Below are 24,723 nucleotides of genomic sequence, written 5' to 3' on the forward strand. Positions count from 1 at the left end.
AGAATCACGATAACTAAATTTCATAAGTATTTTTGATGTCTTTTACCAAATCTTCCGGGGTGTCTGCACTTATGATGTATTTTCTGGACTTGGTGATAACCTGAATCATCTTTTTTCTGTCTTTGACAAGGCTAGAGCAATCATCCATCGTATTTCCTATAAATCCAAAAACGCCTTTGCTTCCGTAGGTCATTGTTAAATTTGAATATCTTAAAAAATTCACATCTAAAATGTCTGTCTTAGGAATTTGAATTTGACCGAAATTCTTTTTCAAGGTGAACATATCATTTCTAACAATTATTTTATTCAATGAATTGCTGTAAAAGAAAACGATGGTTGCCAAAATTAGCAAACTGAATATCATGCCACTCAATTGTCCATAATCGTTATTAGACAAGAATAAGCTCCATATAGCCAATGCTAGTAAAACGAAGGCACTGATGGTTGCAGTTTTAACGTAAAGTGAACTTTTGCTATAGTAAATTCTCATTTTATCCTTAGGTATTAGATTAGAAAAAATAAATTGGGTATTTTTAATAAATTCTTGTAATTATAACTCTTAGATAATAGATAGTTAACCGTCTTCAAATCATTCAGTTGTCTATTCCAAACCATTTTTTTTCTTTTCGGAATAGAATATAGGAATAAACTATAGGTACTAGCGCTATTATTATGGTGATGACAACAAATACGGTAAAATTGTACTGTTGCTCTAGAATTAAACTGGCTAAAACCACAATAATTCCGCCCACAAACCACAGTTTTCCGCCCAATTCGTGCGTTTTTTTCCAAACTGTTTCGCTTTCAAGAGTCCAAGGCGTTCGTATTCCAAAAAAATAATTGGCTTTAATGGTTTTAAAATAGTTTCCAAAAACAATATATAAAACACCGACAAAAAGTACTATATAATTTGGATTGTATAAAGTCTCGTTTTTGGAAGAGTAGAGGATATATATAGCTAACAGGGACATAAAAGTAGTGGCTAAAAACTTCAGGGTGTGCAATTTTTTTCACATGGTTTTCAGTTTGTTTTTTGGATCAATTTTCGGAACCACTAAAAAGATAACATATACCAATAAGGGGAGCAAGATAGGAATAAGAAGAAGTTCAACTTTATTGCCATAGCGGTCTACCTCGCCTTTAACATTCCAGTGCATCGGAACTTTTTCGGGTAATTGATTCCAGATAGAGGCTAAATAAACAAAGGGTAATACTACAATGGTAAGGAGCGGCAATTCTTTTTTAAGGGCCATAGTTTATTTCTTTAATGTGAGTATCCAATTTAATAAATCTTCTAAAATGCTGGTGTTTAGTGAGTATTCTACAAATTGCCCCTTTTTCTCGCTGGTAATTAAATCTGCTCTTTTCAGAATCTCAAGATGATGTGAGATACTTGGTTTGGAAATATTGAATTGTTCTGCAATTTCCCCTGCATTCATATCTTTCTTTTTTAATAATTCAATTATTTGTCTGCGAGTTTCATCATTTAGTGCTTTGAATAGCGCGTTCATTCATTTAGTTATTTAGATAAATGTCTAAATAAAAATTTCATTATCCTAATTAATTTGTGCTTTCTTTTAGGGTTTTTCTGCAGTTTAGAAATCTTGCAGGATTTCTTTCTATCTGGAATAGTTTGATGTATGTTATTTAGGTAGGAAAATAATGAGGCCGAACTATGAATTATCGTTTAAAGTGATTCCTTCTACTCTCGGGGCGTGGTGGTTTGTTGAAGATATAATATTAATGATAGACTCTAGTACTAATTTTCAATTTGCTGAATAATGGCATCATAATCATAACCCGCTCTTTTCATAGCACGTCTGGCAGATTCCATAGCGATTGGCGCCGGATTGGGTGGGTGAACAGGAACTTCTTTAGTGGTGCAGAGTTGGATTAAAAGTGCCTGTGTATGGTCTTTGGTCAACCGCTCACAGACCTCATACAGGCCTCCTGGTTTTTCTTCTGCCAGATCATGTTTTTCCAAAAGATACCAGATAACGTTTATCAAAGACATTGTAGGGGGTGGTACCATTAAGGCAGTGATTGCCCCGTGCTCCAATCGGAATTGTGGAAGAAGCACCTTCATCAGATCCGGATTTGACTTTTTTGCTGCTGGGAAAAGAATTTTCTCTTCCATCTTGATATGCCGCAACAATTGGGTTCGAAATTGATGGTAATAACTCATATCAATGCCTTCCGGGTTTTCAGTTGCTTTAATCAACAACTTTTCAATACGTTGATGATCTTCAGTGAAAAATTGGTATAAGGTTGTGTTCATGGATGATAAAGGGATGAGATTAAATTGCACATCTAATTTTTAGATGAAAGAAAGCTTTTACTGTACCAAATATAATATTTTCGGAATAAGGAGATTTTGAATTGAATAGCTCTATTTTTGGAGTGTCCAATTTCACCATCAGCCAAACCTAAGTTAACTAAGAATATTAACTGTAAATTTTTGAGGTCAAATAAGGTCATTCATACAGACAGTCTAAATTGTGTTGATCTTGACCTCCATATATGATCTGTTTTTTTTCTTAATCTCAAAAATTCCTAAATTTTGATCACTGTTTGCCTAGTATATTAATAAGCTTAAGGTTCTAAAATAATTTTACCCCGTACATTCCTGTCCTGACTTTGTATCTGTGCTTTTTTGGCTTCTGAAAGCGGGAAAACTTGGCCAATCTCCGTTTTTATTTGTCCTGCTTCTACCATTTGAGTGATTGCTTCAAGTTGTTCTGGGTTTGGCTGAGAAGCCATTATTTTAGCCTGAACCTTATAGTGTTGCATCAATTCTTCAAAAGGCTCTTGTACCAAAGAGACAAGAATACCATTTTCTTTGAGTACTTGATAGGACCGTTTATGCGTATCCCCTCCAATGGGATCAAAAACCACATCCATATCTTTTACGATCGTTTCAAAATCTTTAGATTTATAATCAATAAAAGCATCTGCTCCTAAATTATTCACGAAATCTTCATTGCTTCCCGAAGCTGATCCAATGACATAGGCACCTTTAGCTTTTGCCAATTGTACGGCCATTGAACCCACACTCCCTGAGGCTCCATGCACCAAAATTTTTTGACCATTCTCTAGATGAGCATTGTCAAATATGGCTTGCCATGCCGTTAAAGTTGCCATTGGTAACGATGCTGCACTTATAAAATCGACATTTTTTGGTTTTCTTCCTAATTCTATTTCTTTTACAATGACATATTCGGAGTAGCACCCAATAAGAATTTTTCCATAAACGGCATCTCCTGCTTTGAATTTTTTAATCCCACCTCCAATATTTTCAACGGTGCCTGCAAAATCAGCACCCACTATCAGCGGCAAGTTCATGCCAAATTTTTTACCTTTTCCATTACGGATTTTTATATCGACCGGATTTACTGCAGCAGCAATGATTTTTACTAATAACTCATCGTCCTCGGGTTCTGGACGCTCTACCGCTACATATTTTAAGACATCTTCATCACCATAATCATTAATCTGTATTGCTTTCATTTTCATGTTTTAAGAATTTAGGATATTTCCAAGTCATGGAAATTCATCATCTCTGAAGATAATCAATTCTAAGTGGATGAACGAAGGCGAACCTTTTAAATAGCGCTTTTTTGTTAAGAACAGGATTCACAATATGTTATGCGTTTGGTTTTCAGTGATTTAAAAAGAATACTTGGCGTTTGAATTGATTTATCTAAACTGATACAAATCATATATTTAAGAAATAATCGAAGCTATCTTTGAAATATAACATCTCTACAGGTCAAAACAAAATTCTTTTTTAGACCGAACAAAATCGTTTTTCGCTGAAATAGGCGATATGACCTTTTTTGCAGGTCGGTTTTTTAGGGAATAGTTTAGTAGGCCTTTTGAGATGAAGGAACTGCTCCGGCAATGCTGCAATATGGGTAACCGGCAGTTGTTTTTGGTTGTGGTAACCGGCTTTATTTTAGGGTTGGTTTTTACAATGCAAATCAAGGCCTACTTTGACACAGTTTGGTGCAGAATCATGGATGCCGTCCATAATCAGTTTATCTATAGTTAGGGGAATTTTGAACAATTTTATGAGTATTATGTGAGCTGGTCGGAGTATTTTAAAGTCCAATTTAAGAATGATGAACACGGTGAGTCCCGCTATGTAGTTCAGGGTAAATAACCCACTCTAAATGTTAATGAGTCCACATTTCTGCATTTTGAACTAATAGCCTAAAACCGTTCCCTATACCTTTGTTCTCATATCCTTTTGACTTCCGTAGGGTTTGATGTTTTCTAACATCCAATTTGTATAAAAATAATCTTATAGAGCTTATGGTCAATAGAAGGAATGATTTATTTAAAACTGAAAATCTATGTCTTTAATTACCATTATATTAAATATTTTACTGCCACCCTTAGCTGTTTTTTTAAAGCATGGCATTGGGTCTGCATTTTTCATTAGCATTCTACTTACACTAATTGGCTGGGTTCCTGGAGTGATCCACGCTTTTATTGTTAATGGAAAATAATCCTGTAAATGTCTACGATGAATAGTAGGCTACTCATGTCCATTCCGTCTCTTTCAGAGAATACGTTTATTGGGGTATTGGGTGAACTTTTTTAGTCTTAAAGAAAAAACGTTCTTTCTTATCTTTCTGACCACGTTCTGTATTTATGTGGCCGTCATTATTTATACACGGTTATTTGGCAAATGAAATTTCTCCAAAATGTCAAGTTTGATTTTACCATGACTGTGGCTGTCGGATTTATGATTACCACAACAATTTTGTCAAATAGTGTAAGTTTATTAGAAGGTGCTGTGGGTCTTCTTTTTCTATATGTATTTCAATTGACAGTGGTATTTCTCCGCAGGTATACGTGGTTTCGGAAAGTGATTGACAATCAACCCACCTTAATAATGGATGGTGATCATATCTTGAGAGAAAATATGAAAGCAGTGAGCATTACAGAAGGTGATTTGCGCTCTAAGTTAAGAGAATCCAATGTGTTTAAACTCTTAGAGGTTAAAGCGGTTATTTTTTGAATCAACGGGCGATATGCTGGTTGTGCACAGAATTAAGGATGATGTTGTTCATAACTGGCTCTTGGAGGATTTACAACGTTAAGTAAAATCTATTCATAAAGGTGTTTTCAGCATTCAAGTCAAGATGCTTACGTAATACGACAGTCTTCTAATAGATTTATTTTTATATTGGAGAAACAAACAATTAAAAGATAAATAATTATGAGCTTAGACAAAGATAATAACAAACATCGGGGCTATACAGAAGATAGCAAATTGAACAGTGGAGACGACAGTCTAGAAGGTAGATGGAGTAATATTCAGGCCGATTATCGAAAGAAAAACCCGAGCATCACGGATGAAGATGTCAATTTTAAATCGGGAGAATTTGACCATATGATCTCAAATATTGCACGTAGAACAAATAGAAGCAAAGAGGACATAAAAAGCGACATCCAAAATTGGAAGATGTAAGGCATTGTTAAAGGTTAGGTTTGACCCATATTCCATTAAAAAGTCTAAGCGAAATCGCTTAGACTTTTTAATGGAATAATTTCTAGATTTCAAGACCTGTCAAAAGAACTTAAAGAGAAAAGTAATTCTTGTTATATTAAACTTCAAGATGATTTATTTTTTAAGTCTTTTATGAGATCGCTCATTTTTATCTTGAACTAATTTATAGATCAAGTAGCCAAATTGGAGTCCAACTAAAATAACCTGAGCCTTTCTGTTTCTCATTATTACTGAGGCAGCACCTAATAAAAAAGTGGGTTTCATATATTGAGGTATTAAATGTTATTTTTAATGTTTGTCTATTAGTGATCACAGTTGACCATCCAATTAATTCCAAATTTGTCTGTGCATCTCCCAAAATGTCCCCATTCTCTTTCTCTAAAATTATGGTGGACCTTTCCATTTTGAGAGAGTGATTCAAAAACATCTTTTGCCTTTCCTAAATCCTTAAAATCAATACTCATGTGTATTTGATTTCCATGATTGATTGGGGTGTCCGGTGAAGCATCATAAGCCATAAAATTGACACCTTTTCCTTTCAATTCCGCATGTTGTAGCTTTTGACGATAAGAGGAAGGTACATCTATTTTTTTGTCTGCGTAAGTTTGTCTGTTTTGGATTTTTGCATCAAAAAGTTCAGAATAATAGTTGAGGGCTTCTTGACAGTTGCCGTTAAAGGCGAGGTATGCTTGTACATTCATAATTTTAAGTTTTAACTAAATTACGAACATCTTGCGGAAAGTCTTGACCCAAATCCATCAGTCTTTAGTGCAAATCATTTATAAAATTTATAAGAATAAAAAAAGAGGGCCTAAAAAATTATGAGAAATGGTTATTGAGGATTTTCAAGACCCTTTTCGACCTTTTCTTTAGACCATTCTTTTTCGTCTTCCGTTACGCTGAGTTCCTCTTGGTTATCTTTCTTTTCAGGCGCATAATTTAGCTTTATATACATGGGGAAGTGATCAGAGCCAATATTGGTTCCTCTTGCAATATCTATAAGTGTAAAATCTTTAGTATGAAATACGTGATCCAAGGGCCAACGTAAGAGTAAATATTCAGTGCTGAATGTGTTGAAAAATCCACGACCTCGTCTAGGATCAAGCAATCCGCTAACTTTTTGAAATATTTTGGTTGTTCGCGACCAAGCCACATCATTTAAATCTCCAAACACTAAGGTTCGCAAAGGGTTGTCTTTAATTTCCTCTCCAATTAAAAGAATCTCAGCATCCCTATTGGTTGAGGTTTTGCTTTCGGTTGGGCTGGGTGGTCGTGGGTGAAGACAATGGATTTTGACTTTCTGGCCATTCTCTAAGATTACAAATCCATGGATAGAGGGAATATCATCTTTTATTAAATATTTAACTTCCATATCTTCTAAGGGAAGTTTTGAATAAAGATGCATTCCATATAAGTTTTTCAAGGGTACTTTTACAGCGTGTTTATAACTGTCTGCAAATACATCCAATGCTTTTTCCCATTCTTCATCAGACTCTAAGGTTAAGAATACATCCGGATCTTTTAATTTAATTAAATCAATCAACTTGTGATAATCACGATTGGTCATTAACACATTGCTAACCAAGATGCTAATTTTATTATTGTTGTTTTTTACACCGGAATAATTAAGCACCTGTTTGGGAGCTAAGATGGTATAAGGGAAAATCAGCCAGCATTGATATATAAGACAAATCAGCAATGCGGATACGATTATAAAATGCCACTGCTGATCAAAATCATACACAAATGCAGCCAAAATAATATTAAATAAAATCAAAAAGGAAATCTGTATTCTGGGAAAATCAAATCCGCGAATCCACCAGTAATCAAATTTTGTAACTGATGCCAAGCTGGGGATACAGAAAAGCAGATTTAGGCAGAACGTAATTAATTCAGCTGTAGACATTTTTGTGGGTTGATTAGAAAATAAACCTCTAAGGTAAAAAAAGCATTCCTTATGATCTTAATTATGTTTGATTTTAAATATAAAAAAAATAATACGGTAGTGCAGTCGGTCAGACCTATTCCTAAAACTTGTATATAGGAACCGGAAGTAGTGTAGTTAAGCTCCAAATTTAATAAGGAAACATCTTGTTAGATACTTAAAAAGTACTTATTATTGATAGTGTCAAGACCCGTTTTTCTTTTTTTCAATATAAATTTAGAGATGTTTTATGGTGTTTTTCTACCGCCCGAAAGTGATTAGGGATTTCTTTTTCCGAAATAATCAATTCAACATTGTCATTATCAGGATGTCCTCCAATTTCAAAATTGATGTCTTCACTAAATTGACGTAATTCAGCCAAAAACTCAGGCATTAATTTGCTTTTTATTAGCTCAGTGAGATGAGATAAAAGGAGAAACTTATTTTGATTTTTATTACACCAATTTCAAAATCTTTCAGCTATTTGGTCTTCTGTTAAATTCAAGATATAGGTTTTAAATTGAGGTGAACCCAGTACTCTGTAAAATTACTTCTTTTTCAAACGACTTCGGAGCATGCATAACACGCCTAGCTCTTCTTTGGAGAGGTTTTCGGCCTGTTTTAATAATGTGTTTATTTCCTTTTCAAAATATTTCAAGGTGCGCCCTTGGGTATAGTCTTCAATAATTCTTGGGTCTATGTAAGAACTGCGCGCTACGGAAGGTGTATTTCCAAGACGTTCTGAAACGCGGATCACCGCCTCCTTGATGTTTTTATCCAATGCTTTTTGGTCTTTTTTGTCCACGACCCCCAATTCATCCAAAGCGATGGCGGCAATCATCGTTCCGGCCCATGTTCTAAAATCCTTTGCAGAAAATTCTTCGCCCATAACTTCATGGATATAAGCGTTCAAATCATCACTTTTTACATCAATGATATTGTCGTTCTCGTCAAGATATTTAAATACTTCATAACCTGGCATATCATCAATTTCCTGCACTATTTTGGCTAGCTTTTTATCAACGATATGTTTTTCTTGATCTTGCCCGGATTTTCCATTATATTTAAAAATGATCTCGTCGTCGTTAATGGTGAGGTGTTTATGACGCAATGTGGTCAACCCGTAAGTGGCATTCTCTTTAGAATAGGTTTCACTTCCAGGTCTGAAAAAAGCCGATTCCAATAACCTAAGCATCGTTGCCATGACTTTCTCACGGTTCAATTTTCGCTTTCGTAAATGTTGTCCTGTAACGCGGCGCATATGTTCCAATTGATCTGCAAAATCAATAATACGGTCAAACTTCTTGGAATTTTGTTTTTCAGTGTATTTGGCGTGGTAGATATATTGTTTGCGATCCTTGTCGTCTCTGCCTGTCACCAGTAAATCTGATTTTCTATTTTCCTCAATTTCCACATCGGTCCATGCCGGTGGAATCACAAGTGAGATTATCCATTCCTTAATTTCTTTGTCTTTAATGGTTTTCCCATGCTTATCTTTATAGGTAAAACCCTTGCCGTGTTTTTTTCTGTAATACATCGCGGAATTTTATCTTAAAAATAAAACAAAATATTCTTAGCGGATTTAAAATTGTGTTCATTTTAAGAGTTTTTAGCAAAAATTTTTGGCAAGCTTTGATGTTAAGATGAAATCAATATTTTGGATAGGCTTGGATTCAAACAGATTTGAAAATTACCTATGAATAAATTTGAGTGCATTGTCATTTAACTAAGCTTGAGATACTGCTTAATTAACTTTTAAAGTGTCAACGGACTTCATTTTCAGTGAATCGAGATTAACTTTTTCTATGCGTTGCTGCATTTTTTCGATGTCATCAACTGTCATTCCTTCTCGGATCGAATCTTTGAGCATAGTCATGCGTTCAATGTCTTGTTCTGAAAGCCCGTCGTTGTCATCTTCCATCTCTTTGAGATCTGGTCCTTTTCTACCGAGCTTAATTTTAAAATCATCACTAGACCCTTTGATAGTCACAGGAATACCAATAATGCCCAAAGGTGGTAAACCTATGCGCATTTTTATGTTGAGTTGACCATCAAGCGAGGTTTGGCCTTCCGTTTTTAATCGAAAGGGTTTTACCTTAAATTTAAATTTTTCTAAGTATAGGATGTTATTTTTTATGGCAGAATTGATGGTGATCTCAGGGACTGCTGCGTCATTCAATTGTTCAAAACCAGATTCTTTCGATAAATTTCCTAAGAGTTTATACCCTTCAAATTGAATATTCTGTGCTTTTAAAACACCTTTACCCTCAAGCGATGTTAACACCGGCATCATTTCATGATCTAATGTTCCTGACAATTTATAGTTCGCAGAAACCTGACCTGACGCTTGCTCAGCAGCTGGAACTAATTCTTTAAAGAGTTCTATAGTTTGATATGCTTTTTTTATGTCAAGATGTTTGGCATCCAACGCCATTGAAAACATGGCTTTCTGATCATTTACCGGTTGATAAAACCCTTCGGCGTGTGCTGAACCATTTACCATTCTTAAATCGCTATTTTTTAGAAACAGAGCTTCGTTTTTTATACCTAATGTACCCGAAAGTTAGGTGATGATCAAGTCGTTATATGTAAGCGTATCCACTTGCATTTGAAAAACCAGATCTAAATCTTTTGGTACTTGCATCACTGCGGTAACAACTGTTTCTTTAGCTGCCGTGCTGTCCATTTTAGTTTCAGTCACTTCTGCTTGAGATTTCTGTGGTAATGGTTGATTTTCTCCTTTCGGAAAGAACTCGGTGATGTCAATATGCGATGATTTTAATTTTATATCGCCACGTAAAACGCCTTTTGATAAGAGTGCATAATCCAAATAACTCTGAAAAAAGCCATTCATTTCCAAATTTGATGTACCATGTTGGAGGTCCAATTTAGAGAATGCCATTTTTTCATTGAGAAAAAGAAATTTACCTTCTGAAATCTGCATAGGGTATTGCAATACATCAGCTTTAATTTCAATATTCTCAATGTCCAGAGTGCCAGAATTTGCAGTTGGTAGGTTGGTTTGCGGAAGGCCACCCTCAGGATCGGCCAACTGTCCTTGTAAACTCAAATCAGCAGTCACTATTCCGTTCGAGATAAGAAATGGTAAATCCGCAACTTGATTAAGAGACGTAAAATCAATAGTACCGTTAGCGGTAATTTGGTATTCAGGTTGATCAAAATTCTTAAAAAAGCCTTTCGCCGTAAAGTTGTTTTCAAGAAAGCTAAAGTTGAGCTTTTTAATGGTCAATGAAGACTCTGAATAGGAGTTTCCATCATTGAGAACTACAGCCTCGATATTGATATTCTTAATAGGTTCAGGATGTCCTGGCGTTTTTAACGATCCGTTATTCAGTTTAATAGTGCCGTTGGTTTTAGGGAATTTAGAAGCTGAGGGTTGATAAATGCCATCAGCAATCCAGTTTGAAAAGATGACGCCATTAAAGCTATAACCTGGGAGGTCTAAAATTTTATTAAGAGTGGTCAGATCCATGTTCGATTGAATATTGGATTTGACATATAAGGAATCTGTTTTTCCTTTTAGCGCTAACTTCCCATTGGTCAACTCATTTTTTAATTTAAAACTCAAACTGTCCAAGTTAAAATCAACCAATTCATTTTCTAGAGACCCATTAAATTTTACAAATAATTTCTCAACGGCATCCTGAGCATCGGTGTGCGCTATTCTGCCGTCAGTTATACCTGCTTTAAAGGAGATACGCTCTTTTTTTAAACTATCGGGAACAGTTCCAGAATGTCCTTTAAGGTAGACCGTGGCGTTCATGTCACCTGTTAATTCCATCTTTTTGGACCATTCGGTAAAGTTTGGAGGAAGCGCACTGATTACATTTTGAATGTTGCCGTTTTGAGTCTTAAAAATGAAATCGTAAGCAAGGCCGCTGTCAAAGACATCCAATGTGCCGTTAAAATTGACATCTAGAGTATTTACAGAAATTGTGTTATCGTCCAAATTGATGGAAAGGTTTTTTGTATCATAGATAGTAAAGGATTCTGCTCTTAACTTTTTACCTTTTATATATTCTATATTATCAAAAACCACATCAATACTTTCAATGGACAATCGAGATCCCAGTTCCAAGATTCCTTCTTCCAAGCCACCTTTGCCTCTGTAATTAAAGCCATTTGATATAATTGTGATGCCAATGTCTTCATCTTGATAAATAATATTGGCATTTTCAATCTCGAGTCTTTCAAGATTTAGATTTAATCCCAATGCCGTAGAATCCTTTTCTTCAATTGGAGAGTCAGTGCCTTGATAGACATCATAATTGTTCTTGCCAAACCGATCTTTCTTTATCTTGATATGACTATCGGTCAAATAAGTTTCATCAACTTCGATTTCTTTTGAAAAGATGAGTTTAAACACGTTGATTCCAAATCCTAGTTCTTTAGCACTAATTAAGGGCTCATTTGAAAATGGTTCAGAACCCGCTAAATGAATATCTTCAAATGAAAATGTCAATGCCGGAAAATGTTTAAAGAATGAAATATCAGATTCCTTAAAGTGGAATTCCGTTTTTAACTGTTCATTGATTCCTTTTTTTAATTCTTGAGAGATAAAATCATTAAAAATACTTGGGATAGCAAACATAAAAATCAGGAGAACCACAATTGAAATTAGTGTTCCCTTTAATATTTTGATTAGAATATTCTTCCGTTTATGTGCTTTCTCCATTTAATAAAAGTTACAATGATAAATTATATTTGATAAGTGTAGTGTGACCAATCCCTTAAGATCAGTCACTTAAAAGTACTCATAAGCGCGCAATTTACCTACAAAATCAATCTAAAAATTCTATCACGATTTTTTAAAAGGAAATTAAAAGCAATGAGAAAAATGCTCCAATTTTAAGTAATTCCAGCTCATAAAAAAATGATCAAACCTTACTTTTAGTGTTAACGATAGTCTTCCAAAAATTGTAGATCGTCTCTATAAAATGGCAATCTATTCGCCACCAAAAATCGCTTTGTTATTTTCTTGAAGCACATAACCTTTCCAACTGATGAGTGTGTACTGCGTATTGGACCAATTGCCTTCATTCGTTTTTTTTAGTAGAATTCCTTTGTTTTTTGAAGGAAGAAAAACTTCTGCTTCAGAATTCTTATCGTTAAATAGTACATAGGCCGATTTGCCTTCAGTCAGTGCAGCCTCTTTTAAAGGATTCAATTTGATATTCAGAGTCGTTAATTCCAAACAGGTTTCTTTTAATTCGGAATAGGATTTTCCGTTTTCATACAAACATTGTGCTCTTCATTGCTTACAGTCTGTCTTTGTCAGAGGCGTGGTGGATGAATAGTCTATGAAATTTACATCCTTGAACATCGTACCATTTTCATTCAATTCTCCATAACCTTCTACCAATTGGTTGTCTTTAAGCATAAAAGCAACCTGTCTAGTGCTTTCTTTACCTTCTGATTGGAACGTATAATCGGCAACAAGCTTTCCGTCGTTAAACTCACCTTTAAAAGTCCCCGTGTTTTTGTCCTTTTCGGCAAATGCGTAGGTGAGATTTCCTTCAACCGGATTGTCTGCTTTTGTGATTTCCATAGAAACCATACTACCATTTTCATGGTACGTATAACAACCCTTCTCTAGCGTGGGTGTGATGACCACTTCTTCGACAATACTTTCTTCTGTAACCATTTTATTCAGTTTTTCTTCCTTGTTTTTACAGGTGAATAGTGTCAATGAAATAAAAGTTAGCAGCATCAATTTTATCGATACTGAAATACAATGCGAGTTTTTTGAAGGTGTCATAATTTTAATGTTTTAGTATTAATCAATTTTTTTTAATACAGCTAAAACCCCTGAAGGATTTGAAAGCGTCAATCGGTTATTTTCAATAGAGTATGTTGTGCTACTTAGAAGCGCTTTTAAAAATTCAGATTCCTTATTTTTTTCTTCACAGAGCATTTCAGTAGTAGCCACTTTGATGAATTTAAGCAAATCTTTTTCAGAAAAAAGTGAGCCGTGCATTTGGTTACAGCCTGCAAATCCGTGGAAGGTGTTTTCAGCCGTATTCATCTCTAAAGTTGGAAATTCTTTGGCAAAATCTGCTCTGGTTAGTGTATTACCATTTAAGGTTTCAAGTACCCAAGTATCGTGCAGTCTATAATCCGTAATATAAACGCCGCAGCCCTCAAGTTTAACCACGTCAGTTTCGTTAGATGCATGTTTTTCTACAGTTACGGAATAGGGCAACACTTTTCCAGACATGGCATTCTTACACTCTTTTTGAATAATTTGAATGCTCATTCTTCCAGATTCTGTGTCCAGATTATAGCGTTTCACATTAGCATCTTGAGCCAATATAGGCTTGGAATGTGGTATAATTATAGAGTCAGAAGGTGTTTTAAAAACAATCTGTGTTTTACTTATCGCCACGCCCCAAAATGGTTCGGTTCCGTTGGCTTTAAAATAAATGGAAGGAGCAGCAGAGTTTTTAGATGATTTCATAGTTTCTGATGTAATGCCCTTGGTTTTTTGTGTTTTTTTGAAACGCATCATGGAAACCTCATCAATCATGAGGTTCAATTTTCCTTCGGCATCAAAACGATATCCATTTATTTTTTTCATCATTGCTAAAAACTGAGGCTCACCCTCACCACAGTACATCATGGTGGTTGGTCCCGGATCGCCAAATGATATAGCGCTGCCATTTAGCGAATATGAGGCGGAAAAGCCGTTACAACTGCTGTTTCCGATAACTTCAGAAATAGATTTGTTAAAGACGATTTCTGGCTTTTTATCAGGAAAAAGACCTTCAAATGCAATCCTAGGTCCAGAGAGATATTCCAATTGCCAAGTGTGGTCATAAAGTTGATCACTGCTGGGTATTTTTTTTTGATTGCCACACGACATTATGAAACCAAGTATTAGTGCCAATAAGGGCCATTTAATTTTCATTTATTTCAATTTTAAGGTGATTATCATTGAGAAAATTTTGATAGGACGATAAAGAAAAACCAGACAAAATCATTCCAAAGGCAAAGAATCGAATAAAGTTATGAAAAGATTTAACATTTAGTATTCTCAACCTTCGAATTAATTTAATATCTAGTATTGAGAATTTAAAGATGGTTTTGGTCTTTCGGCATATTTTTTTAAACTCGGGTGGTAGCTAATAGCACTTATCGTTCAAAAGTTTACATTTATCGTACCATGACTACAGAGGGGAAATATTATAAAACTCTTGTCTTTTTAAAGAAATGGATAGTATTTTTACACGACCATTTTATTTTTAAAACGCAGAAAACACAGTAGTAAGCAAAAACTAATAAAAAATTAAAAACATTGTAAAATGTAATATGATAAAAACTTATAAAATAAGTGTTTGTTTAGTAATGCTCATCGCACTATTGTTTTTTAATTGTGCCACTCATAAAACTTCTATTGCAAAAACTGATGCTATAACTCTAAGGGACATAGATCCTGTTTTGAAAGTTTATATGATCGGTGGGGTAGGGATCTCAGAAAATGATGAAGCCCCAACAGCCCTTCAATCCTTAGAAATTGAAATTAAAAATGCAACCAAATCTGATCTCCTACTTTTTTTAGGTGACAATGTCTATCCAAAGGGAATTCCTAACCAAGATGGTCCAGAAAAGGAAGCCGCAGAACAAGACTTGTCCTTACAAATTGACCTTGCAAAAAAATTTCCTGGTCGGGTCATTTTTATTCCCGGTAATCAGGATTGGTACAGTGGTGTTTCAGGATTAAAGCAACAAGAAAAATTAGTGGAAAAGGCGTTGGGGAAACACTCCTTTTTACCTGAAGATAGTTGTCCAATGAAGAAGGTTAAAATCAACGACGACACTATTTTACTTGTTTTAGACTCGCAATGGTATATCACAAACTGGGATAGACACCCAAAAATCAATGAACATTGCAACCTAAAAACCCGTACGGATTTTTTAGATGAATTTAGAAGTGAAATCAAAAAAGCAAGGGGTAAAACGGTATTGGTGGCCATTCATCAACCTATGTTCAGCAGTGGTCCACATGGTGGTCAACATAGTCTGAGCAGTCATTTAACCCCTGTTCCTTTAGTGGGCTCTTTAAAGAATTTAATGAGAAATACCAGTGGGATTTATAATACGGATCTATCCAATGTGTTTTACAATGAATTAAAACGGAACTTGGTGGCCGCTTCCCAACAAAATAATTCGGTTATTTTTATTTCCGGACATGAGCAAAATCTGCAATATCTGGTCAAGGATAACATCCCTCAAATCATAAGTGGTTCAGGGTCTCGAACATCTGCCACCAGATTGATTAAGGGCGCTAAGTTTGCCTATCCTGACAATGGATTTGCAGTACTGAATATTTTTAAGGATGGTGCTTCCGAAGTGAAGTTCATTTCCGCTAAAGATCGGGAGGTAGTCTACCAAACCGAAGTGTTCAAATCGGATTCTAAAATAATTTCGAGTGGATTTCCTATAATCCGTCAAGATTCAATTATGGCCTCTGTATATTCCGTAGAAGAGACTAAAAAAGGTGGTTTTTATAAATTCTTATGGGGAGAACGCTACCGAAAATATTTTAGTGAACCAGTAACTGCGAAAGTAGCGTATTTAGACACCCTAATGGGTGGACTCACACCATTGCGCAAAGGTGGCGGAACACAGTCCAAGACACTGCATTTAAAAGCAGCGGATGGCACAAGATTTGTCATGAGAGCGGTTGAAAAGAATGCCGCTCAATATATACAGTCCTTTGCATTTAAAGACCAATATGTTGAAGGTTCTTTTGAAAATACGGTTTCAGAAGCGCTTGTAAAAGATGTGTTTACGGGGTCTTATCCCTATGCTCCATTTATAGTAGCATCGCTGTCTAAAGATTTAAACATTCCGTACTTAAATTCCAATTTATACTACATTCCCAAACAAGACGCTTTAGGTAATTATAATGACGAATATGGCGATGAATTGTATGTGTTTGAAGAACATCCTTCTAAAGGCCATTTGCATTTGGCTACCGGAAATTTCACCGGAAATATTATAAGCACTACAGATGTTTTACTAAAAATTAATGAAGATGAATCTAAAATTGTTGACGAACCTTCCTATATAAAAGCACGTTTATTTGACATGGTGATTGGTGATTGGGACCGGCATCACGACCAATGGCGATGGTTGGAGTTTCAAGAAGATAACAAAATGGTTTATAAAGCATTGCCGAGAGATCGGGACCAAGCCTTTTCGAAAATGTCCGACGGTTTTTTGCTTGGTGCTTCAATTTATTTAATTCCAGTAGCCAAATTACTGCGGAAATATGCATCGGATTTAAAAGATGTCAAAGGATTTAATATCGAACCCTTTCCTTTGGATATGGCTCTCATAGTCCAATCTAATAAGGAGGTTTGGGATCAACAGGTTGCGGCAATTCAAAACGATCTTACTGATGCCGTTATTGACGATGCTTTTAATACAGTTCCTAAAGAGGTCCAAGGCGAAACCATAGAATCCATTAAGGAGCTGTTAAAGGGACGAAGAAGAAATTTACAGAGTATTTCTGATGCTTATTATAAGCTTATCAATGAATATGCAGTGGTTGTTGGCACCAATAAAGAAGACTATATAAAAGTTAATGGACTGGAAAATGGCGATGTAGAAGTTACTGTATTTCGAAAAAAGGGAGATTCCATTAAAGAAAGTTACCATAATAGAACCTACAGTCCGAAATTAACCAAGGAACTTTGGATTTATGGCCTGGACGATTCTGACACTTTTGAAATAACCGGAACCATTAAAAAAATGAAAATTGGTATTATAGGCGGTCAAAATAACGATGAATATATCGTTGAGGATGGTAAAAACATTAAAATTTATGATTATAAATCTCGGCCAAATACTCTAAATGAAGTTGGTAATGCCTCTGTAAAATTACAAGATAATTATTCCGCAAATGTTTACGATTATAAAAAACTAAGAAACAATACCAACCGAATTATTCCTTCGATGGGTCTAAATCCCGATGACGGATTAAAATTAGGTGCCACTAATGTCTATACAAGATATGGTTTTGAAAGGAATCCGTTTACCAGTCAGCATAAAATGGACGTCGCCTATTATTTTGCAACCAGCGCCTTTGAGTTTAAGTATCAAGGTGAGTTTGCACATATTATTGGCAATTTAAATTTGAAAATCGACGCTCATTATCAGAGTTCTAATTACACCTTTAACTTTTTTGGATATGGTAACGAAACCATAAATTTGGATGATGATCTCGGTTTTGATTACAACCGGGTACGCATGCGCGAGTTCTTGATCAAACCATCATTTATTTATAGAGCCAACGGTGGCAGTAAATTTAGTTTAGGGGTAGGTTACGAATCTGTAAAGGTTGAAAATACTGAAAATAGATATGTTTCAGAAAGTCCAGAAGTACCAAGTTATATTTTTGAGAGCAATCAATATGCCAGCGTAACAACTAAATTCGAATTTAAAAATTATGACAACAATGCCTATCCTACCTTAGGTTTTGAATCACGTCTTGAATTTGGTTATAAGATTAATCTACATCATGACAATATAGGCTATACCTACCTTATTCCTGAATTAAGTTTTACCCATAAACTTGTATCTTCAGGAAAGTTTGTTTTAGCCACTCGGATTAAAAGCCAGATTAATTTTGGAGAGAATTTTGAGTTTTATCAGGCCGCTTCCATTGGTGGTACGGATGGATTAAGAGGGTTTAGAAACCAACGCTTTACAGGCAACCAATCCTTTTTTCAAAACACGGATATAAGATATAGTTTTGGGAAGTTCAGAACCAAAATCTTACCTATCCGAGTAGGAGTGTTTACAGGGTTCGATTATGGCAGGGTATGGTTAAAGGGCGAGGATACGCATAAATGGCATAATTCTTACGGCGGCGGTTTTTTTATCTCAGGTGTTGATATAATCTCCGCCAATCTTGGTGTTTTTCATTCTATGGATGGCTTCCGTGTGGCTTTTGCGTTGGGCTTTGCTTTATAATTCTTAGGTTTTTATAACACTTCCTAAAAAGTAACGACTTATGTTAAGCACTTTATCAAGAATTATTTATGTTCGTCAATTTCCTTTCTGTTTTCGGCCAATAACAATGATTCATAAAACCATAGACCCCTAAACCAATAGTTAAAAGCCAAGCTATTAAGTTGAATATTACAGCATCAAAAAATAAGAGGATCGGAAAGATGATTATCAATGCTTTGAATCTCGCTAAGAAAGGTGTGATCAACCAAGTTGCAAAGATGATGATATGAATCTCAAATCCGATATTTAAAAACAGCGTATTTAAGAGATGGAAGATACAGGCAATAAAAAGATAGGCATACCAGATTTTACGATTGATTAATAAAAATATAATTCCACTCAGCTCAAACAGCACCGCAGTATAATCCATTATTTCAGTCAACCACCACGGAAAATGTAAAACCATTGGTGCCAAGAGCTCGGTTCTTCCAATGGAGTAATAGGAAGCATAAAACCATGAGAGAAACCCTGACGAATAAATGTCAAAATCTACCCATACGAATGCTTTTTCAAGTCCGGCCGTGAAAAAACCAAAGACGACAAAAATGGCTAAAATCGCAATCGCCAAACTTTCTGATTTTACAATTTTATCCGGAAATAAGGCTTTTTTAGTACCGCAATTGGTAAAAGCCATTACAAAAGGAATCGTATTCAATAGGATCCCGTGATCTATTTTGCCGAAACTATATAGGAAACCATTCTCAATTAGTGCTATGATTCCAATTAAGATGAAAGCTATTCGAGTTTTAATCCCTATAATGACACAAACGCCTAACAGTATATTTAGGTAGAACAATGAACTGAAAAATAAGACAGAAGGCCACGCGTCAAACAGATTCGTGAAATTAAGGATGTTAGGTCTAAATAATGAGTGGGGAAGTTCACTTAAAAAGCTAAGATTTTTGATTCTTCCAATAAAAATGCTACCGATTAAAATTCTAAAATAATGAAGATTATCAACCTTGGTATTTCGAATTAATCTATGGAAAATTAAACGCAGGTTTTCATTTAATATAATAAGTCTTTTCATTGACTAAGATTTTATTTTTAAATGAGTCCAACACTTGAATATTATAATTTCTATAGATAAATAAAGAGTCATCAAACCCTATTTTTTGCAATTTCTTTTTATAGAAAGTTTTAACATTCGGTAATTCTGAAGACACGAATCTATTGAAGTTTCTGAATGTTATAGGGAATTTAGTTATCGTAATTTCATTAGAGACGGAATCAAAGCCAAAATCACTTTGGGCAATGTGGTTGATATACCATTCTGGAATTGGCGCCAAAAAGGATTTAATCTCCACTTTTTTTAGAACGCCATTTTGTTTAGCGTAGAGTTCATAAGCTGCAAATGTTATCAATTCATCTTTATAAATCAGTCCAGCTCCTGAAGGCATAATAATAGACGGAAAAATCTCCAAATTCCGATTTTTTAACTTTATAATGAAGGGTGGGATTAAAAGAGCAAACAAGACTACGGTTAAAATCAAATACTTAAGGTTTACCCATAAAGTCTTTAAATATTCCATGATAGCTTTTAAATAATATTTGAATGTTACACTGAGCAAGCTAATATAGGTCTAAAAGTTTTTATCAAATTAAATAGTTTTATTAAAATTCAATTGTCTACTTTTTTTTCAAATGCACCACATCGTATATGTATAAGTACTAAATTGATCAGCAGGTTTCGCAGTGTTTCTATATGTAGAGCTAAAAATGGATGTACTAAATTTTTTAAGAGAAAAGTATAAAGTTTATTTAGGTTACTTTGCGGAAGGTAGATGTTGAAACGGAATCTTTGATTAATAATTTTGATGTAATATGATTTATATAGTTGTTTTAGTTGTGACCTTGATATTTGGAATTCATTTTTATAGAAAATCCAAACGCCAGAGTATTCAGCCTTTTCCTTGGCATTGGCGCAAACTGTTGACGGATAATGTTCTTTATTATAGAAAGCTATCAAAAGACAGGAAGATTACTTTTGAACAGCGTATGATGGAATTTCTAAGTGAGGTTTATATAGATGGCGTCCAGATTGAATTGGAGGAATTGGACAAAATTTTAATTGCCGCAAGTGCGGTAATTCCAGTTTTTGGCTTTAATGAATGGCATTATACCAATTTAAGTGGCATTCTTTTGTATCCAGATAATTTTAACGAGGATATGCAATTTAGCGCTCAAGACGATTCACGTAATATAGGAGGCATAGTTGGCAACGGAAGGTTTGAGAAACAAATGATTCTGTCCAAGAAAGCATTATATCACGGTTTTAATAATACCACTGATAAAAACAATACTGCAATTCATGAATTTGTTCATCTTATCGATAAGCTGGATGATAACGTAGATGGTGTGCCAGAACGCTTATTAGAACATCAATATACCATTCCTTGGTTAAATTTAATCCACAAAGAAATGGAGGCCATAAATGACAATAAATCTGATATTCGAAAATATGGAGGTACCAACCAAGCGGAATTTTTTGCGGTAGCTTCGGAATATTTCTTTGAGCGTCCAGACCTGCTTAAAAGGAAGCATCCAGAACTTTATAAAATGTTGGTGAAGTGTTTTAATCAGGCAAGGCCTTCATTAAAAAAAAACGATTAATAAATGTTTTAAGTTCCAGTTGCGTAAAAAACAGCTATGGAATAGAAGCGTTAAACGGGATTTCCATAAAATTATGAAAACATTGATAAAACTATTGTGGGTTTTTAGTCTGAATAACTATATTTTCGCTTTTTTAAAATAAATTTAAATTCAAATCTTATGAAAGAACTTATTGAGAACATGCAGAGCACTTACGAATCGTTTGAAAGTGACGCTAAATTACAGTCAGAAAGCGGAAATAAATCAGCAGGTACAAGAGCGAGAAAATCGTCATTGGCCTTAGAGAAATTGTTAAAAGAATTCCGTAAGGTTTCTATTGCGGAATCAAAGAAATAATTATGTAGAAGCCTTACAAACTTCTATTCAAAACAATTAGAATGTAATGCTTCTTATGAGAATGAAAACCCTTCAATTTTGAAGGGGTTTTCTTGTTGTATTTTAAAATGTAAAGAAAAAGAGGTTCTCAAATTGGGGTTCAGATCCGCGTGTCATACGTAAATAAAACGGGTCTTGATCATGGTGTTAGTTGAAACATGAAAGATGCTCACACGGTTGGAGTTATTGTGACAAATGATGGTTGTAAAAACTAGGACGTGCTAGCGTGAGCTGTGGACAAATGAAGATTTATGCATTGCAAATGAATGCAAGCGAGAAATCTATTATTCTCTAATTATTCAACGGAAACGCGATTCCTACAGCAAATGCTCCAGCGTATTGTTGCACTGATGGTTGAAAGTAATAAGAAAATCCTAAATCCACATTATTGTTCTTTCCCAATTCAAGTCCAAATGAAAAAGGAATATGGTAAATAATGCCACTTTTGTCAAAAGTATCATAGGTTGTGAAGGTATCAAATTTTCCAATTGAAGTCCCTATGCCAACTTCAACGTAAGGTGCCACCCAAGGAATTGGCGCACGTAATCTTACTTTTCCACCAAGTAAAAAGGCTTTTGTTTCAGCTTTTTCATCCGTTGGATTGTCATTTAGATCTTTTCCATTTGAGTTTGTTAAAATGAAGCCTGCATACGGCCTAAATTCAACCCAAGAAGTAACTTTCATTATCAGTTCTCCTTGTGCAAAAAAACCAGTGTCAACAATTTCGTCAACGCTATTGTACGGAGCGCTTAATCCATATCCAATTTGGGCATTTATTGATTTTTCTTTAATAAATTGTGCTTCGGCTAAATTTGAAGTCAGAATTATAATGATGAGCATTAAAGCTTTTTTCATAATGTCTTACAGTATATATTTAAAAGTAATAAACCTATCTATACCTACGTTTTTATGAATGTGACAGTAATTGTCGCCACCCAATTTTTTCATAAAATACTGTATTGATACGAATTTCCAGCCGCCAATCTAACACCTTTCCCTAAAATATTCAATAGATGGATCTAGGTGTTTTGCAGCTTTTTAGAAGGCAGTATTAACCGCTTTCCTGATGCCTATTCGTTTGTCCGCTGCTGTTCGCTTTGCATGTCCATCCGTTTGCTTGTTTGTAAGGAGTGCCCATAAAGAGCCCTTAAAATGCCAACAAAATGTATATGAGATACATGATTAGAAAATATAAATTCCATCACAAAGCAGGTTGAGAATTAAGCAAAGTTCAGTTCTCCAGAATTCTATAATTCAATCCTGAAATTTGTACCTTTGACGCCGCTTATAAAAGTGAATTTATGCCTTTGTAGTTTATCAATTAAAACTATATTTCTGCACTTTTAATGATATTGATCGACATCAATTACAAATGTGTTTTTGAATGCTAAGCGATTATTCAAATGTCAAAATAGTATAGACACTAGGATCAGTGTCTCTTTAAAATAAAAAATGATTACTACAGATACTACTTTAAAACTTTTAAAAACCCATTTCGGATACCGTAGTTTTCGGCCTAACCAAGAGCGGATTGTCAATGATATCATCAATGGCAAAGATGTTTTGACCATTATGCCAACGGGAGGAGGGAAGTCGGTATGTTTTCAGTTGCCAGCCTTGGCACTTCCAGGAACGGCCATTGTCATTTCGCCTTTGATTGCTTTAATGAAAGATCAAGTGGATGCGCTTTTAACCAATGGCATTTCAGCTGCATATTATAATAGTAGTCAGGAGGTTTCGGTACAGAATGAGACTCTCAAAAAATTGCAAAAAGGCCACTTAAAATTGATTTATGTTGCACCAGAAAGCTTGCAAACCCTTGCGCCATATTTTTCAGAGATAGATGTTAGCTTAATTGCGGTTGACGAAGCGCATTGTATTTCATCTTGGGGTCATGATTTTAGACCCGCTTATACCAAATTGGGCTACCTGAAACGGCAATTTCCCAACAAACCGATCGCTGCATTTACAGCGACTGCCGATGGCGCTACGCAACAGGATATTCTTAAACAACTGAATATTTTGAATGCCAAAGTGCATCTGTCCTCTTTTGATCGGAAAAACCTTTATTTAGAAGTGCGCCCCGGAACCGATCGCATCAATCAGATTACACGATTTTTAAAGACACGACCCGAGGAAAGTGGCATTATTTATTGCTTGAGCCGAAAAAGCACGCAAGAGGTCACCACAAAACTTAATAAAAGTGGATTTAAAGCCAAAGCGTATCATGCTGGGCTTTCTGCCGACAAGCGAAACAACATTCAGGAAAGTTTTATTAATGATGTCACCCCAATTATTGTGGCTACCATAGCTTTTGGAATGGGCATTGACAAAAGTAATGTGCGTTGGGTCATCCATTACAATTTGCCCAAAAACATTGAAGGCTATTACCAAGAAATAGGACGTGGTGGACGCGATGGACTTCCTGCGTATAACATTTTGTTTTATTCTTATGCTGATGTCGTTCAGCTTAGAAAGTTTACGAATGGTGCTACCAACGCTGATTATCAAATAGCAAAATTGGACCGGATGCAGCAATTCGCCGAGGCTCTCAGCTGTCGTCGCATTGCGCTTCTTAATTATTTTGGAGAGCACCACACGGAAAACTGCAATAATTGTGATGTATGCAAATCGCCGCCGCGTTATTTTGACGGCACACTTCTTACCAAAAAAGTATGCTCAGCGGTTTACAGGCTTAAAGAACAAGAGTCAACCGGGATGGTCATTGATGTGTTAAGAGGTGCACAAAATGCTCAGGTTCTAGGAAAAGGGTATCAGAATATCAAAACTTACGGACTGCTAAAAGATATGTCCTGGTTAGATTTGCAACAGTATATTATTCAGATGTTGAATCAAGGAATCTTGGAAATCCGCTTTCATGAAAATGGGCGGTTACTCTTGACGCCGTTGGCCAATGCTATTTTATTTGATGACCGACCTGTGCGTTTGGCCACTCCTCCAAAACAAGTATTGGCAATTAAGGCAGATCGCCCCAAGCATACATCAGATTCCAAACTATTTCAAAAATTACGTGAACTCCGCTCAGCGATTGCCAAAGAAGCGAAAGTGCCAGCATATGTCGTCTTTAGTGATGCGACTTTAAAGGATATGGAAGCACGACGGCCAAAGACCAAATCAGAATTTAAAGAGATATCAGGGATTGGTAAAGTGAAGGCTGAACGGTACAGTCGCTACTTTTTGAGCGCCATCGCTGCGTTTGAGTCAGACAAGGCCTAAAATAGTCCTTTTCAAA

25 protein-coding genes and 1 pseudogene are annotated in these 24,723 nt (G+C 35.3%); 8 read left to right on the top strand and 18 right to left on the bottom strand.

Annotation, left to right across the window (positions count from 1 at the left end; genetic code table 11):
- Positions 1–13: 13 nt before the first annotated feature.
- The 6 genes from G525_RS0112105 to G525_RS0112125 all read right to left on the bottom strand — a co-directional run bounded on the left by G525_RS0112105 (position 14) and on the right by G525_RS0112125 (position 3,507).
- Positions 14–490 carry a PH domain-containing protein gene (locus tag G525_RS0112105; protein ID WP_027126412.1) on the bottom strand — a complete coding sequence of 159 codons (477 nt, stop codon included), beginning with the start codon at positions 488–490 and terminating at the stop codon, positions 14–16.
- A 103-nt stretch (positions 491–593) separates the two neighbouring features.
- Entirely contained in the window at positions 594–971 is a 378-nt protein-coding gene (locus tag G525_RS22850) for an SdpI family protein (protein WP_342662760.1), read from the bottom strand.
- A 39-nt stretch (positions 972–1,010) separates the two neighbouring features.
- Positions 1,011–1,253, bottom strand: coding sequence for a DUF1648 domain-containing protein (locus G525_RS22855; protein WP_342662761.1), 243 nt, complete (start codon positions 1,251–1,253; stop codon positions 1,011–1,013).
- 3 nt (positions 1,254–1,256) lie between these two features.
- Complete coding sequence (locus G525_RS0112115; RefSeq protein ID WP_027126413.1) at positions 1,257–1,511, bottom strand: autorepressor SdpR family transcription factor; 255 nt, start codon at positions 1,509–1,511, stop codon at positions 1,257–1,259.
- 248 nt (positions 1,512–1,759) lie between these two features.
- On the bottom strand, positions 1,760–2,278 hold the full coding sequence (locus tag G525_RS0112120) for a hemerythrin domain-containing protein (RefSeq protein ID WP_027126414.1): 519 nt from the start codon (positions 2,276–2,278) through the stop codon (positions 1,760–1,762).
- A gap of 314 nt (positions 2,279–2,592) precedes the next feature.
- The gene (locus tag G525_RS0112125; RefSeq protein WP_027126415.1) at positions 2,593–3,507 is read right to left on the bottom strand and encodes an NADP-dependent oxidoreductase; all 915 of its coding nucleotides are present in this window, start codon (positions 3,505–3,507) and stop codon (positions 2,593–2,595) included.
- A 319-nt stretch (positions 3,508–3,826) separates the two neighbouring features.
- Between G525_RS0112125 and G525_RS22895 the strand changes: the two are divergent.
- The 4 genes and pseudogenes from G525_RS22895 to G525_RS0112145 form a co-directional block, all read left to right on the top strand.
- Positions 3,827–4,058, top strand: a pseudogene (locus G525_RS22895) (ABC transporter permease); the annotation flags it as partial.
- A gap of 297 nt (positions 4,059–4,355) precedes the next feature.
- Positions 4,356–4,511 (top strand): YqaE/Pmp3 family membrane protein, encoded by a 156-nt coding sequence (locus G525_RS0112135; RefSeq protein ID WP_027126416.1) that lies wholly within the window; start codon positions 4,356–4,358, stop codon positions 4,509–4,511.
- Positions 4,512–4,693: 182 nt separating this feature from the next.
- Complete coding sequence (locus tag G525_RS20860; protein ID WP_245577793.1) at positions 4,694–5,026, top strand: DUF421 domain-containing protein; 333 nt, start codon at positions 4,694–4,696, stop codon at positions 5,024–5,026.
- Positions 5,027–5,227: 201 nt separating this feature from the next.
- Entirely contained in the window at positions 5,228–5,479 is a 252-nt protein-coding gene (locus G525_RS0112145; protein WP_027126417.1) for a hypothetical protein, read from the top strand.
- 341 nt (positions 5,480–5,820) lie between these two features.
- Here the strand turns inward: G525_RS0112145 and G525_RS0112155 are convergent, their stop codons facing one another.
- From G525_RS0112155 to G525_RS22080, 9 genes are all read right to left on the bottom strand, one after another.
- A complete protein-coding gene (locus G525_RS0112155) occupies positions 5,821–6,219 on the bottom strand; it encodes a VOC family protein (protein ID WP_027126418.1) in 399 nt (132 codons plus the stop codon).
- Between the two features lie 131 nt (positions 6,220–6,350).
- Positions 6,351–7,424 carry an endonuclease/exonuclease/phosphatase family protein gene (locus tag G525_RS0112160; RefSeq protein WP_027126419.1) on the bottom strand — a complete coding sequence of 358 codons (1,074 nt, stop codon included), beginning with the start codon at positions 7,422–7,424 and terminating at the stop codon, positions 6,351–6,353.
- Between the two features lie 244 nt (positions 7,425–7,668).
- On the bottom strand, positions 7,669–7,836 hold the full coding sequence (locus G525_RS22275) for a hypothetical protein (RefSeq protein WP_157491930.1): 168 nt from the start codon (positions 7,834–7,836) through the stop codon (positions 7,669–7,671).
- A gap of 153 nt (positions 7,837–7,989) precedes the next feature.
- Positions 7,990–8,979, bottom strand: a complete 990-nt coding sequence (locus tag G525_RS0112170; RefSeq protein ID WP_027126420.1) for a DNA topoisomerase IB — start codon at positions 8,977–8,979, stop codon at positions 7,990–7,992.
- 207 nt (positions 8,980–9,186) lie between these two features.
- On the bottom strand, positions 9,187–9,945 hold the full coding sequence (locus tag G525_RS0112175) for an AsmA-like C-terminal region-containing protein (protein WP_027126421.1): 759 nt from the start codon (positions 9,943–9,945) through the stop codon (positions 9,187–9,189).
- A gap of 60 nt (positions 9,946–10,005) precedes the next feature.
- Positions 10,006–12,138 carry an AsmA family protein gene (locus tag G525_RS0112180; RefSeq protein WP_027126422.1) on the bottom strand — a complete coding sequence of 711 codons (2,133 nt, stop codon included), beginning with the start codon at positions 12,136–12,138 and terminating at the stop codon, positions 10,006–10,008.
- A 270-nt stretch (positions 12,139–12,408) separates the two neighbouring features.
- The gene (locus tag G525_RS20865) at positions 12,409–12,657 is read right to left on the bottom strand and encodes a hypothetical protein (RefSeq protein ID WP_157491931.1); all 249 of its coding nucleotides are present in this window, start codon (positions 12,655–12,657) and stop codon (positions 12,409–12,411) included.
- Positions 12,658–12,714: 57 nt separating this feature from the next.
- Positions 12,715–13,221, bottom strand: a complete 507-nt coding sequence (locus G525_RS20870) for a hypothetical protein (RefSeq protein ID WP_157491932.1) — start codon at positions 13,219–13,221, stop codon at positions 12,715–12,717.
- 18 nt (positions 13,222–13,239) lie between these two features.
- Complete coding sequence (locus G525_RS22080; protein WP_084647756.1) at positions 13,240–14,370, bottom strand: META domain-containing protein; 1,131 nt, start codon at positions 14,368–14,370, stop codon at positions 13,240–13,242.
- Between the two features lie 401 nt (positions 14,371–14,771).
- Between G525_RS22080 and G525_RS0112210 the strand changes: the two genes are divergently transcribed.
- Complete coding sequence (locus tag G525_RS0112210) at positions 14,772–18,443, top strand: metallophosphoesterase (protein ID WP_027126424.1); 3,672 nt, start codon at positions 14,772–14,774, stop codon at positions 18,441–18,443.
- Positions 18,444–18,498: 55 nt separating this feature from the next.
- On the opposite strand, the gene G525_RS0112215 is transcribed toward G525_RS0112210, so the two are convergent.
- Together G525_RS0112215 and G525_RS0112220 are read right to left on the bottom strand one after the other, a co-directional pair.
- On the bottom strand, positions 18,499–19,512 hold the full coding sequence (locus G525_RS0112215) for a hypothetical protein (RefSeq protein WP_027126425.1): 1,014 nt from the start codon (positions 19,510–19,512) through the stop codon (positions 18,499–18,501).
- The gene (locus G525_RS0112220; RefSeq protein WP_027126426.1) at positions 19,487–20,014 is read right to left on the bottom strand and encodes a hypothetical protein; all 528 of its coding nucleotides are present in this window, start codon (positions 20,012–20,014) and stop codon (positions 19,487–19,489) included. Before G525_RS0112220 ends, G525_RS0112215 begins: the two co-directional genes overlap by 26 nt.
- Positions 20,015–20,306: 292 nt before the next feature.
- Between G525_RS0112220 and G525_RS0112225 the strand changes: the two genes are divergently transcribed.
- A complete protein-coding gene (locus G525_RS0112225; RefSeq protein ID WP_027126427.1) occupies positions 20,307–21,095 on the top strand; it encodes a M90 family metallopeptidase in 789 nt (262 codons plus the stop codon).
- A 159-nt stretch (positions 21,096–21,254) separates the two neighbouring features.
- Positions 21,255–21,431 (top strand): histone H1, encoded by a 177-nt coding sequence (locus tag G525_RS0112230; RefSeq protein WP_027126428.1) that lies wholly within the window; start codon positions 21,255–21,257, stop codon positions 21,429–21,431.
- A gap of 330 nt (positions 21,432–21,761) precedes the next feature.
- Here G525_RS0112230 and G525_RS0112235 read toward each other — a convergent pair whose 3' ends face one another.
- Positions 21,762–22,325 carry an outer membrane beta-barrel protein gene (locus tag G525_RS0112235; protein ID WP_035479569.1) on the bottom strand — a complete coding sequence of 188 codons (564 nt, stop codon included), beginning with the start codon at positions 22,323–22,325 and terminating at the stop codon, positions 21,762–21,764.
- A 597-nt stretch (positions 22,326–22,922) separates the two neighbouring features.
- Here G525_RS0112235 and recQ point away from each other — a divergent pair.
- Positions 22,923–24,707: a DNA helicase RecQ gene (gene recQ, locus G525_RS20880; protein ID WP_051209912.1), complete on the top strand. Its 1,785-nt coding sequence runs from the start codon at positions 22,923–22,925 to the stop codon at positions 24,705–24,707.
- Positions 24,708–24,723 lie beyond the last annotated feature (16 nt).

The sequence above is a fragment of the Gelidibacter mesophilus DSM 14095 genome (genome assembly GCF_000423005.1).
Lineage (GTDB): Bacteria > Bacteroidota > Bacteroidia > Flavobacteriales > Flavobacteriaceae > Gelidibacter > Gelidibacter mesophilus.